The sequence below is a fragment of the Staphylococcus kloosii genome (genome assembly GCF_032139365.1).
GTDB classification, from domain to species: domain Bacteria; phylum Bacillota; class Bacilli; order Staphylococcales; family Staphylococcaceae; genus Staphylococcus; species Staphylococcus kloosii_A.
In genome coordinates this window covers 1-13546 of record NZ_JAVTDB010000041.1, presented here as the reverse complement: position 1 = coordinate 13546, position 13546 = coordinate 1, and the positions used below count along the sequence as shown (strand labels likewise).

General features: G+C 31.7%; 12 protein-coding genes. 9 read left to right on the top strand and 3 right to left on the bottom strand.

What is annotated here, in order from left to right; genetic code table 11:
• The first annotated feature begins 57 nt into the window (after positions 1 to 57).
• Positions 58 to 702: a metal-dependent transcriptional regulator gene (locus RPL90_RS04350; protein ID WP_313545898.1), complete on the top strand. Its 645-nt coding sequence runs from the start codon at positions 58 to 60 to the stop codon at positions 700 to 702.
• A gap of 138 nt (positions 703 to 840) precedes the next feature.
• On the opposite strand, the gene RPL90_RS04345 is transcribed toward RPL90_RS04350, so the two are convergent.
• On the bottom strand, positions 841 to 1584 hold the full coding sequence (locus RPL90_RS04345; RefSeq protein WP_313545896.1) for a M50 family metallopeptidase: 744 nt from the start codon (positions 1582 to 1584) through the stop codon (positions 841 to 843).
• A 188-nt stretch (positions 1585 to 1772) separates the two neighbouring features.
• Here RPL90_RS04345 and tarA point away from each other — a divergent pair, with 188 nt between their 5' ends.
• Both tarA and RPL90_RS04335 read left to right on the top strand, forming a co-directional pair.
• Positions 1773 to 2519 carry an N-acetylglucosaminyldiphosphoundecaprenol N-acetyl-beta-D-mannosaminyltransferase TarA gene (tarA, locus tag RPL90_RS04340; RefSeq protein ID WP_313545894.1) on the top strand — a complete coding sequence of 249 codons (747 nt, stop codon included), beginning with the start codon at positions 1773 to 1775 and terminating at the stop codon, positions 2517 to 2519.
• Positions 2520 to 2554: 35 nt separating this feature from the next.
• Positions 2555 to 3355, top strand: coding sequence for an ABC transporter permease (locus tag RPL90_RS04335; protein ID WP_313545892.1), 801 nt, complete (start codon positions 2555 to 2557; stop codon positions 3353 to 3355).
• 431 nt (positions 3356 to 3786) lie between these two features.
• On the opposite strand, the gene tagH is transcribed toward RPL90_RS04335, so the two are convergent.
• Positions 3787 to 4581, bottom strand: a complete 795-nt coding sequence (gene tagH / locus RPL90_RS04330; RefSeq protein ID WP_313545890.1) for a teichoic acids export ABC transporter ATP-binding subunit TagH — start codon at positions 4579 to 4581, stop codon at positions 3787 to 3789.
• Positions 4582 to 4972: 391 nt separating this feature from the next.
• Between tagH and RPL90_RS04325 the strand changes: the two genes are divergently transcribed.
• From RPL90_RS04325 to tagD, 4 genes are all read left to right on the top strand, one after another.
• Entirely contained in the window at positions 4973 to 5773 is an 801-nt protein-coding gene (locus RPL90_RS04325; RefSeq protein WP_313545888.1) for an ABC transporter permease, read from the top strand.
• A 130-nt stretch (positions 5774 to 5903) separates the two neighbouring features.
• Positions 5904 to 6995 (top strand): teichoic acid glycerol-phosphate primase TarB, encoded by a 1092-nt coding sequence (gene tarB, locus RPL90_RS04320; RefSeq protein ID WP_313545886.1) that lies wholly within the window; start codon positions 5904 to 5906, stop codon positions 6993 to 6995.
• Complete coding sequence (locus RPL90_RS04315; protein WP_313545884.1) at positions 6992 to 8050, top strand: glycosyltransferase family 2 protein; 1059 nt, start codon at positions 6992 to 6994, stop codon at positions 8048 to 8050. The genes tarB and RPL90_RS04315 overlap by 4 nt, the downstream gene beginning before the upstream one ends.
• Positions 8051 to 8148: 98 nt before the next feature.
• Positions 8149 to 8547, top strand: a complete 399-nt coding sequence (tagD, locus tag RPL90_RS04310; protein ID WP_313545882.1) for a glycerol-3-phosphate cytidylyltransferase — start codon at positions 8149 to 8151, stop codon at positions 8545 to 8547.
• 184 nt (positions 8548 to 8731) lie between these two features.
• Here tagD and pbp4 read toward each other — a convergent pair whose 3' ends face one another.
• Positions 8732 to 10021 (bottom strand): penicillin-binding protein PBP4, encoded by a 1290-nt coding sequence (gene pbp4 / locus RPL90_RS04305; protein ID WP_313545880.1) that lies wholly within the window; start codon positions 10019 to 10021, stop codon positions 8732 to 8734.
• 232 nt (positions 10022 to 10253) lie between these two features.
• On the opposite strand from pbp4, the gene RPL90_RS04300 reads away from it, so the two are divergent.
• Positions 10254 to 11972, top strand: a complete 1719-nt coding sequence (locus RPL90_RS04300; protein ID WP_313545878.1) for an ABC transporter ATP-binding protein — start codon at positions 10254 to 10256, stop codon at positions 11970 to 11972.
• 272 nt (positions 11973 to 12244) lie between these two features.
• Positions 12245 to 13474 (top strand): NupC/NupG family nucleoside CNT transporter, encoded by a 1230-nt coding sequence (locus RPL90_RS04295; RefSeq protein WP_313545877.1) that lies wholly within the window; start codon positions 12245 to 12247, stop codon positions 13472 to 13474.
• Positions 13475 to 13546 lie beyond the last annotated feature (72 nt).

Here is a 13546-nt window from a genome sequence, read left to right as displayed (position 1 = left end):
TAGCGTGTCAAGAAATTTCGTGATACAATATAGACACTGGTTATGAGGAGTGAAAATATGCTGACAGAAGAAAAAGAGGACTATTTGAAGGCGATATTGACACATGAAGGCGACGTAACATTCGTTTCAAATAAAAAATTATCTCAATATCTTAATATAAAACCACCTTCAGTTAGTGAAATGATAAATAGATTAGAGAAATCAAACTATGTTGAAACCAAGCCTTATAAAGGTGTTATGTTATCTGAAGAAGGTTTGTCATATACGTTAGATATTATTAAACGACATCGTTTAATAGAATTATTTTTAATACAAATATTAGAATATAATTGGGAAGAAGTGCATCAAGAAGCTGAGGTGTTAGAACACCGTGTCTCACATTTATTTGTTGAACGATTGGATAAATTGTTGAACTACCCAACGACTTGTCCTCATGGTGGCGTTATACCGAGAGATAATCAGTATAAGGAAATCTATACTGATAATTTGTTATCTTTTGAAGCGGGGGACGTCGCAAATATTAAAAGAGTAAGAGATAAAACAGAATTGCTGATTTATCTTTCAAGCAAAGAAATTTCAATTGGTGATGAGGTTGAAATTATTAATAAAGATGAAACCAATAAAGTGGTTATGGTTAAAAAAGATGGCAATATTACCATTCTAAGTTATGATAATGCAGAACATATTTATGCTGAAAAATAATGTTGTTCATTACTGAAAATATTTAACAACATAGCTGTTAGCACATAAATAAAAATATAACTTCTTATAAAAAAGCATTCAAACAGTGATTAACTACTGTTTGAATGCTTTTTGCAATAGAAAATTTCGTTACCGTTATTAAATAAAAATATTTGCTAAGTTATATAAAGTGAATAAGTTTATAATGATCCATAATAGACTAAAAAATAGTGTTGGAATATTTGTAAGCTCTTTTAATGCCGAGCCATCCCATTCAGTTACTTGTTTACTAAATGTTAGTTTGAAAATTGTCCAAGAAGATTGTAAGACTTCGCCGAGTAGAACACCTAAGATAAAATGGTAGCAGAGTGCAATGAGATTCATCATTATAAGTTGATTGTCGCTAGTAATTAAAAAATATAATATTGTGCCTAAAACGAGAACAATTATAATAGGCAATAGTTTACGTGATGTGAGTACGACAAAATAACAAAATATAAATAGATACAACATTATAAATAGGCTAGGGTATTGCCATTGAATTGCTAAAAAGCCTAAATACAACATAGCAGGTGGCATGACGTAGCCACCGAAAGTCGTAATAATTTGGCCTAAACGACCTTTTGATTGAGTTATCGCATAACCTTGCTGTGATGTATGCATACGTTCTTTAGGAGAAGCAACGATGACAAAGTCCCGCGCTTTACCGCCACTTAATTTGTTGAATATAATATGGCCAAATTCATGAGTTAACACAGGAATATAATTGAAATATATATCTAGTATTCTATTCATCGGCTTATGTCTATATTGGTGAATAATAACATACAGGCAACCAATAAATATGACCCATAGTATGTGTAATTGTATTGTCGAGCTTAAAATTGTATTTATTTTCTCCATAGTGCAACCTCATTATAAGTGTTTGAAATTTGATTGTTAATGATAATTATATAGTAAATAATGAGCAATTACATTTAGACTTTTGACCTATGAAAAATGTACATATAACTCGTATTATTATGTTAAATTATAATGTGTTAAAATTATTATAAATTATTTAATTAGATATTAGATTGGAGACAACTAAAATGGTGGAAAACAAACATAATCAAAAAGTTAATGTCTTATCTGTTTATTTTGACAATGTCACGCTAGTAGATATGAGACTAAATGTAAAAAAATATTTTGAACAGCAACAGTATCAAAGTTTATTTATCGTAACTGCGAATCCTGAAATTGTTGATTATGCATCAAATCATAAAGGGTATCGTGATCTAATTAATAGTGCAGATTATGTTATTGCAGACGGTACAGGCGTAGTTAAAGCCGCAAGACTGCTAAAAACACCATTAAGTGAGCGCGTGCCAGGCATAGAATTGATGGAAGAATGTTTGAAACTGGCACATACAAATAAACAAAGAGTGTTTCTATTAGGTTCAAAAGAAGAAGTCGTATCGCAAGCACGCAACAATCTAGCTACTAACTATCCTAATGTGACATTCGCGCACCATCATGGTTACATTGATTTAAATGATGATAATGTTTTAGAGACAATAAAAGATTTCAATCCAGATTATGTTTTTGTTGCAATGGGATATCCTAAGCAAGAGCAATGGATTAAAACGTATAAAGAGCAATTTAAACAGACGGTCCTAATGGGGGTAGGCGGTTCTCTTGAGGTGTTTGGTGGCGTCAAAAAAAGAGCGCCTAAACTCATACGAAAGTTAAATTTAGAATGGGTTTATCGTGTCGTCATTGATTGGAAACGACTTGGCAGAACTAAAAGTATTCCAATATTTTTATTTAAAGTATGGAAACAAATGAGAACTAAATAATACAACTATAGCATAAAGAAAGTAGGTATTTTAGCGTGAAATCGGTATATATCGTGTTAAAAGAACATATTAAAAATATATATTTAATAAAAAGATTGGCTGATTTCCAATTAAGAATATCAAACCATAGCAATTATTTAGGGTTAGGATGGGAATTAATTAACCCAGCATTTCAAATTTTAATTTATTGGTTTGTTTTTGGATTAGGTGTTAGACAAAATAGTTCTGTGGAAGGTGTACCTTTTATATTTTGGTTACTCGTTGGTATAAGCATGTGGTTTTTTGTGAATCAAGGTGTCTTAGATGGTACAAAGTCTATCACTACTAAATATCGACAAGTTTCAAAAATGAATTTTCCGCTGTCAATTTTACCTAGCTATACTGTCTTTAGTAAATTTTATGCGCATATTTTATTATTAGTTGTTGTGATGGTTATTAGCTTAACAGGCGGCTATCATCCAACTATTTATACGCTACAGTTATTAATATATATTCCTTATGCATTAATTTTGACGATGTCAATTGCGTTATTGACGTCAACATTGAGTTTATTAATTAGAGATTTACAAATGGCCATGCAGGCATTCATGCGAATCATCTTTTTCGTTTCTTCAATTTTATATCCGGCTAACTCAGCCATTGTATTAACCGTGATGAAATTGAATCCTATATACTTTTTAGCAGAGTCATATAGGGCAGCTATATTACATCGTGAATGGTATTTTATTACACATTGGCATTTAACAGTTTATAATATTGCGCTCGTGTTTATAATATTTATCGTGGGTGCTATATTACATATGCGTTATAGAGATACGTTCGACGATTATATGTAAGTAATATGTATAACAACGATCTTGGGACATAAAACCAAGAAAAAAAGCACTCTGATGATTGAATTCAATCATTAGAGTGCTTCTTATTTTATGCAATATGGCGTATTATTGTTGGCTCGTTTTTTTAACGGATAGCTTTAGTCTATCCTGTTCCCACAAGCGTCTCGTCAAAATACTGCGCATGTATATATCATTTTTCACGAAAATACTTTAACAAATAAGGAATGTTTTGATTTTTTTAGTTCAAGGCGTAAATAAAGGCAAAAGAGTACTTAGCTTTGTATTGACGGCACTTAATATAATAAAAGTAGTGGCACGCCTTGCTAACTATAATCAAAACAATAATGCAAAAAACAATTGCTATTGAAATAATATAGCAATTGCTTTTTTGCATTTATCCAAGCACTTTAATGTCCCAGAATCTTTTTTAATTATTTAACTACAAAGCGTGAATTGTCTAACTCGCTTCTAAATTGTTTTTGGTCTTGAGCAGAACGTTTCTTAAAGTCGTTTAAAAACTTTTCATATTGAGGTAAGACATCTTCTAATTCACCAAAGTCTTTTAATTTTCCGCCCTCAATCCATGCTATCTTAGTACAAAAGTCTTTAACCTGTTTCATATTATGACTTACAAAGAAAATCGTTTTTTTCTGCTCTTTATATTCATATATTTTATCTAAACATTTTTGGGCAAAAGTTTGGTCGCCGACGGATAAAGCTTCGTCAATAACTAAAATATCAGGGTTTGTCGTAATGTTAATTGAAAATCCTAACTTAGCGCGCATACCACTTGAATATTTTTTAACCGGTTGATAAATAAATTCACCAAGTTCGCTAAATTCTACAATTTGTGGTGTGAATTCCTTTATTTGTTTTTTGTTGAAGCCCATGCAGAGCATTTTGAACTCGATATTCTCCATGCCAGTGAGTTGACCATTTAAACCTGCATTGATTGCAATAACGCTAACTTCTCCATTACGAGAAATATTACCTGCGCTTGGTGCAAGTGAACCGCCAATCATGTTACTAAGTGTAGACTTACCTGAGCCGTTGATGCCTACTAAGCCTATAACATCACCTTCATGTGCGGTTAATGATAAATCGTTTAACGCGTAAAAAGTTTTATTTTTATGGAATGGTACTAAAACATCTTTAATACGTTCTTTGTTATTGCGATAAATACGGTATTCTTTCGATACGTGTTCAATGTTTACCGATACAGTCATAATTTTACCTTCCTTATTTCCAATTACCTTGAATTATATTATATATTAAATGAGTTGTTAAATTTATAAACCTATTGTAAAGTAGGTTAGAACGGTCAATACAAATATCAGTTTCAATTGTTAAATTTTACTGAATTTGTATAGTTAAATCAACTTTAAAGATAATGAATATTGTAAAATACAATTAAATATATGGTTTGAATATTCGAAAATCATTATAACATTAAGTTATGAATTAAGTTAAACTTTGTTTTATTATATAGTAAGTTTACATTCTTTTCTAAAATAATGTATAATCGATTATTGTGCAAACAATGTAACTAATAACTTATAATATTAACTAATTTTAATGATAAAAAGAGTAAATCGTTTGAAAGCGTGGTTTATATAGATGAATGCAGTATGGTTAGTTTTTAAAGAGCATTTTAAAAATTTCTATTTAATAAAAAGATTAGCAGAATTCCAATTAAGATTATCAAACCATAGTAACTATTTAGGCATGGCATGGGAACTTTTAAATCCCGGATTGCAAATAGCAGTTTATTGGTTTGTTTTTGGACTAGGCATGAGAAGTAATGCACCCCATGATGGCGTTCCATTTATCTACTGGTTAATCGTAGGTATTAGTATGTGGTTCTTTGTGAACCAAGGTGTGCTAGAAGGTACAAAGGCTATTGCCAGTAAGTACAATCATGTGGCAAAAATGAATTTTCCATTGTCGATCATTCCTACATATATAGTATTTAGTAGATTTTATGGTCATATTGGATTATTAGCAATCGTCATGGTTATTTGTTATTTTGCAGGCTATCATCCTTCAATTTATACAGTGCAGTTGTTATTATACGTGCCATACGCATTTATTTTAACGGCAGCAATATCATTAGTAACATCAACTTTAGGTGTACTCATTCGTGATACTCAAATGGCGATGCAAGCATTTATGAGAATTGTGTTCTTTGTGTCATCAATCTTAATCGTACCGCCTAAAGGTATCGTAACAGACGTGATGCAACTTAATCCTGTTTACTTTTTAGCAGAAAGTTATAGAGCGGCAATTTTATATAAAGACTGGTATTTTATCACTCACTGGGAATTAGCCGTGTATAATATTGCTATCGTCATCGTCTTATTTATAGTAGGTTCAATTTTACATGTGAAATATAGAGATCATTTTGCTGACTTTATGTAACGCACAGATAAATACAACTATTGTAATCCTTTAGTCTGAATTATGTTGGGCTAAAGGATTTTTTCTATAAATTAATAGCTAAGATAGATATAATAAGAGCAAGATATATATATAAGTGGTGGTGGAGCAAATGAGACAAGTAATAAAAAAGGTATATATGTTAATCGTCGGTATATTAAATATTATCTTTGCTAAAAATAAAATCACAAAAAATAACATAGTAATTATGATGACGTTTTCTGAAGATGTGCTACCGATTATAAAAGCTTTAGTGAACGAAAATTATAATATAACAGTGATTGCTAAACCAGAGCTCAGCGCAACAGTTAAAGCATTTAAACATTTACAATTCATACCTGCGGGGAACAAACAAATTTTTAAACATATACGTGCGTTAAGTAGTGCTAAAGTAATTGTCATAGACACGTATTATTTAATGTTAGGTGGTTATAAAAAGAAACGTCAACAAACGATTATCCAAACGTGGCATGCGGCAGGCGCATTGAAAAATTTTGGATTAACAGATCATCAAGTAGATTTATCAAATACTACGCAAGTTGAGCAATATCGTCGTGTATATCAAGCGACGGATTACTATTTAGTAGGTGGAGAACCAATGGCACAATGCTTCAAAGAATCATTTGAGGCACATGATGACCAAATTATACCCACTGGTTTACCTAGACTTAGCGCGTATAATGAAATGGATATAAAGAGCCAACAACAACAACTTAAAAGCGAGCATCATATAGAAGGTAAAGTAGCAGTTTATTTACCAACTTATAGAGAGCAGCAAAAGGCTAATCGACACATCAATAAGCAAAAATTTGAACGACAACTTGATGACTATACGCTTTTAAATAAATTACATCCAGCAGTAGCAAGTGATTCACAGACAACATTAGATATTCAATCTCTTATGATAATGGCGGATATAATTATTACTGATTATAGTTCTTTAGCAATTGAAGCAAGTTTATTAAATAAACCAGCTATCTTTTATGTCTATGATGAAAATGATTATGATATAGATAGAGGGCTAAATCGTTTTTATAAAGAGATACCTAATACGTATAAAGCATATACCGAGGACGAATTAATTGAACTTATCCAAAATGGTGACACACAATTGCACCCCTTATTTAAAGCATGGCATCAATTTAATACACAACAGAGTACGGAAGAGGTCATTCATTTTATTGAAGAGGAGACTAACAAATGAAAATAGCTTTCATTATTCCAGTTTTTAATGCAGAACAAACGATACGTAGGGCGGTATCATCTATTGATACAAAACACGATTATGAAATTATTTGTATTAATGACGGCTCTACTGATAAAACACAAGAGGTGCTAGAACAATTAGCAAAAGAATACAAAAATATTAAAATTATAAATCAAGAGAATAAAGGTGCAGCTGTGAGTCGTAACAATGGATTAGCGCAGATGACGAGTGATGTATTTATGTTCCTAGATGCCGATGATCAATTTTTACCTAGTCGCATCGATTATATGGCTGATTATTATATTAAAGATGAAGCGGTCGATATTGTGATAGGACAAATTGGAAGAGGGAAAGATGGAGAATGGCAACATATTCCAACACATAAGGGACTTAATAAATTTGAAAAAGTAAACTTAGCTCAGTGTCCAGAAGTATTACAATCTATCGGGCCTGGAGCTAAAATGTTCAACGGCAAATTTGCTGATTTACGCTTTGACGAAGATGTAGTTTTTTGTGAGGAACATACTTTTATTGCTAAAGCTTATAAAAAAGCGAGTGATATTCAATTATTGCCTAATATTGTCTATGCCTATAATGAAGTAGAAGGATCCGTTACTGAACAACGTGCAGAACGTTTTTTAGCATATATGGCAGACGCTTTAAAGATACGAGAACGTGTAATGGATGAATTATTATTAGAGCACGTAAGACGTTATTATAGTTATCGTATGGATGAACTTATAGTTAGCTACTTGATACAAGCTTACGTGACCGCAAATAATCAAGTTACTGAAGCTTTCATTAATAGTGTAACTACTTATATTAAAGCAATGCAAAGTACTGATTATGAAGGTGAATCTTTATTTAGAATTGTAAAAGTTGTCGAACAAGGGTGTAGTGGTTGGACTAAAGCATTATATGAAGAATGGCGAAGAACGTTACATTATGTAGGTATAGGTCGTCCAAATTACTATCGCTTTAAACTCGAAATATTACCACATAAAGCTAAGTTTAGAGGGAAATTGAAACTAAAGAAAATATTAAAAAGATAAAATTTATATACTTTTAATCTATTAGTATTAATAAAAAGTATATGCTATAATTTATTTTAATATGGATAGACATATAATAACTTTAGGGAGAATTTATAATGAAGAGAGTAATTACTTATGGTACTTATGATTTATTACATTATGGGCATATAGAATTATTAAGAAGAGCTCGTGAAATGGGCGATTATCTAATTGTTGCATTGTCTTCAGATGAATTCAATCGTATCAAAAATAAGAAATCATACTATAATTTTGAACAAAGAAAAGCAATGCTTGAAGCGATACGCTATGTTGATCTCGTAATAGCTGAAGAAGGCTGGGGACAAAAAGAAAAAGACGTTGAACGTTTTGAAGTAGATACTTTCGTAATGGGTCACGATTGGGAAGGCGAATTCGACTTCCTAAAAGATAAATGCGAAGTCGTTTATCTTAAACGAACAGAAGGTATTTCAACTACTCAAATTAAAAAAGAATTATACGGCGACAACGCTAAATAAAGCAAGACTTGAACGTTAACGATAAACCAAAAGGCATTTATTGAATAATCAATGAATGCCTTTTTTGTATGGAAATGTTTAAATAATGAGTTTTTGGCGCGTTTGAAAGTGTAATTATATTCTTTATAAAAAAGCAATTTCTATATTATTTCAATAGAAATTGCTTTTAAGATACTGCAGCTTATTATTTATTTGTTCTTCGTCTAATAAAGTCGATTAATAAATAAATTAAAATTGCACATGCAACAATAATTAGCACTAAACCTAAAAGTGTTAATACAGGATGATCATCCCATGTTGTTTTAACGATAGTTGTAGCTTGGTGCACTAAAGGTTTTTTTACTTTAACAGATGGTGGTCCGTACTTATCTGAGATAAATTCACGGTCATAGTCTATATGAACCTTGTTATCTTTAATGACGAATTTATAATCTTTTGAAGTTGCATTTTTAGGTAATACATCATACAAATCTTTTTCTACAAAGTATTTTTTGCCGTTGATTTTGTGTTCGCCTTTGCTTAAGATTTTTTTGTATTTATATTGGTCGAATGATTTATTTATCATTGCGTTACCCATCATGTTACGTTGTTTTTCGCCACCAAATTTATTATAGTTACCAGCACCCATGATGGTTTGCGTTATTCTGAAGCCATTCCTTTTTGTCGTTATTGTATGGTTGTAATTGGCTAAATCACTTGAACCTGTTTTTAAACCATCAGTACCTTTTAAGCTCATATCGGCACCTTCTAATGAATGGTTGTATGTGTAATATGTAACACCATGTTGTGTCGGATCAATTTTTTTAGTGAAATCAAGTATAGAAGGTGTGTCTTGGACTACACGTTGAGATAATATCTCAAAGTCTCTTGTTGTAGACATTGTACTATCTTCATCTTTGTAACGTTTTGGGACAAAATCTTTAAGCTGTTTATTTTCCGCACCCGTTGGATTTACGAAATGCGTGTTAGTCATACCGATTTCTTTAGCTTTTTTGTTCATTAAATCTGTAAAATCTGAAGTGTTGCCAGAAACTTTGTCGGCTAATATTAATGCGGCTGCATTACTAGAAGCAGAAACGGTAATTTGTAACAGCTCTTTGATTGTATAAGTTTCACCTGGGTATAACTTCGTGTTACTCAATTCAGGTAAAGTCGACATTCTATAATGATCTTTAGTAATCTTAACTTTATCATTTAACGACAACTTGCCTTTTTTAATTTCTAACAATGTTAAATACATTGTCATTTGTTTAGCCATAGAAGCTGTGTACCATTTTTGGTCAATATTATATTGATATAATATTTGACCTGTTTGCGAAATGTTTGCAGCCCCTTTAGGTTGATAGGCATCAGAAACATTGTAACCGTAGTCATTAGCAATACTTGACGGAGTTTCACTTTCAGCGTTAGCAAATGGTGATGTTATTGTAGATATAAAAAATAGCATTACCATTATTAGAATTAACTTTCTCATAAATTATAAACCCTCTTAACATATTCTCTTTTTTGATAATAGAAGTATTTTAGCATACTGGGTAAAATTAATAAATGAATATTAGTAATAGAAAGCAACAAAGTTTAATACATAAATATTGATAACAATATTTAATATTTTCCAAATCAAAAATGTTATCATAGTATTGAGCGGATTTAATTGTTTAAGTCTTAGCATAAAATTACTAATAGAAAAAGAGGTATACCACGCTATGCAAGCTAATCCATTGTTCTATTTATTTAAGAAGATTAATTGGCCGACCCTATTAATTATCATAGCTGTTATTATTTCATCATTAGGAAGTATTACAGGTTTGATTGTTCCTGCATTTACTGGGAAATTAGTTGATAATTTTTCTTTTGAAAGCATGAATTGGAATTTTATCATACTTTTTATAGGCGTATTCTTACTTAATGCAATTTTAAGTGGGATAGGTCTGTATTTATTAAGTAAAATTGGTGAAAAAATTATTTATGCCATACGTTCGTTATTATGGCAACATATTATACACCTGAAAATGCCATTTTTTGACCAAAATGAGAGTGGTCAGTTAATGAGCCGTTTAACAGATGATACTAAAGTTATTAATGAATTCATTTCACAAAAATTACCTAATCTATTGCCGTCTGCGATTACTATTATTGGCTCTTTTGTTATGTTATTCATCATGGATTGGAAGATGACATTACTGACGTTTATAACGATACCGGTATTTGTCATTATTATGATTCCGTTAGGTAAAGTAATGCAAAATGTCTCGAAAAAAACACAGGCAGAAATTGCTAATTTCAGTGGCTTATTAGGACGTGTCCTAACAGAAATGAGGTTAGTGAAAGTTTCAAATACAGAAAATGATGAACTAGAGAACGCGCATCGTAATTTGAACCGAATTTATGGTTTAGGGTTGAAACAAGCGAAAATCACTGCCATCATTCAACCTTTATCAGGCTTAATTATGTTATTAACGATTGCTATTATTTTAGGTTTTGGTGCTTTACGCATTGCTTCCGGAGCAATATCTGCTGGTACATTAATTGCAATGATATTTTATGTCGTGCAACTATCGTCACCGTTAGTCAATTTGTCTACGTTAGTTACAGATTATAAAAAGGCTGTGGGTGCAAGTGCAAGGATACATGAAATTATGCATGAGCCGTTAGAAGTTATGGATAATGCACATGCAACTATTATTCAAGGCAGCACATTACATTTTAATCATGTTGATTTTAAATATGATGTTAAACCGATTTTAAATGATGTCAATTTTGAAATTCCTGCCGGAAAGGTTACTGCTTTCGTAGGACCTTCAGGTTCAGGCAAGAGTACAATTTTTAATATTATTGAACGGATGTACGATATAGATGCAGGTATCGTTACATATGGAAATGCTTCTATTTATGATATGCCACTTGCCGAATGGCGTAATAAAATTGGCTATGTTATGCAATCTAATGCAATGATGAATGGTACGATTAAAGATAATATGCTGTATGGCATTAATCGCGAAGTTTCTGATGAAGAATTAGTACAATATGCCAAACTAGCTAATTGTGATGACTTTATTATGAATTTAGAACAAGGCTATGACACATTGGTAGGGGAACGAGGCGTAAAACTATCAGGTGGACAACGACAAAGAATAGATATTGCACGTAGCTTTGTTAAAAATCCAGATATTTTATTATTAGACGAAGCAACTGCAAACTTGGATAGCGAAAGTGAACGCAAAATTCAAGAAGCATTAGAAGTACTAATGACCAATAGAACAACAGTAGTTATTGCGCATCGACTTTCAACAATTAGAAAAGCAGACCAAATAGTCTTTATAGATCAAGGTCGTGTCACTGGTATAGGAAGTCATGAATCATTAATTCAAGCGCATGAAAAATATCAGCAATTTGTAACAACACAAAATTTAAATAATAATTAAAATTAAAGTAATCTATTTTTAAAGATATTAGTAATCATAAAAAATTTATTTTATCACGAGTATTACCATGCTATAATTAATTTGCTATCAAAGACAACTATTTAATAAAGAAAAGCTTTTAATGGAGCCTTTGTAAGCGAATACATAAAGCGTCGACTGAATACAGAGTGTAAGTGATTTGTACGCATGGTTGCATGTTTTTATTATAACAGTAAGTTAGTAAATTTTTAGGAGTTTAATAACTAAAAGATAGATGGAATGGTGGGGGTTAAATGTTTTTAATTATTAATATCATTGGATTGCTCGTATTTTTAGCAATTGCAGTTCTTTTTTCTAGAAATCGCAAAGACATTCAATGGAAATCAATTATTATTTTAGTGATTGTGAATGTTATCTTGGCATGGTTCTTTATTTATTTCCCATGGGGGAAAGCGGCGGTCCATGCACTCGCTGACGGTATTGCATGGATAATACAATCGGCACATGCTGGTACAGGCTTTGCGTTTGCAAGTTGGGTTGGTCAAAAAAATATGGATATGGCAGTCAGTGCGTTATTCCCTATTTTATTAATCGTGCCATTGTTTGATATTTTAATGTATCTCAATATACTGCCACGCGTAATTGGTGGTATTGGTTGGGTATTAGCGAAAATCACGAGACAACCTAAATTTGAATCATTCTTCGGTATCGAAATGATGTTCTTAGGTAATACTGAAGCTTTAGCAGTTTCAAGTGAACAATTAAAAAGAATGAATGAAGCGCGTGTACTTACTGTAGCAATGATGTCGATGAGTTCTGTATCTGGTGCAATTGTAGGTGCATATGTCGCTATGGTGCCAGGGGATTTAGTATTAACGGCTATACCGCTAAATATTATTAATGCGATTATAGTATCGGCAATCTTAAATCCAGTACGTGTTGAAGAACAAAATGATGTCATTTACAGCATTAAAAATAATGAAATTGAAAAACAACCATTCTTCTCTTTCTTAGGTGATTCTGTTTTAAATGCTGGTAAGTTAATTTTAATCATTGTGGCGTTCGTAATTAGTTTTGTAGCATTATCAGACTTGATTGATCGCTTAATCAATGCGTTAACAGGTGTGATTGGCACTTGGATAGGGTTAAAAGGTAGCTTCGGATTAGACCAAATCTTAGGTGTCTTCATGTATCCATTTGCGCTATTATTAGGATTACCTTGGGATGAAGCTTGGATCGTGGCACAACAGATGGCTAAAAAAATTGTAACCAATGAATTCGTCGTTATGGGCCAAATTAAAGATGTTATAAGTACATATTCACCTCATAGACGTGCAGTACTTACGACTTTCTTAATTTCATTTGCTAACTTCTCTACAATCGGTATGATTGTAGGTACGTTAAAAGGCATTGTTGATAAAAAGACATCAGATTTCGTTTCTGAATATGTACCAATGTTATTACTAGCTGGTATTTTAGTATCACTAATGACTGCCGGATTTGTAGGCTTATTCGCTTGGTAAGCTAAAAGATAAATTCATCATTAAAAAGCCTGCTTTCTTAATCATATTAAGAAAGCAGGCTTTTTAATGATG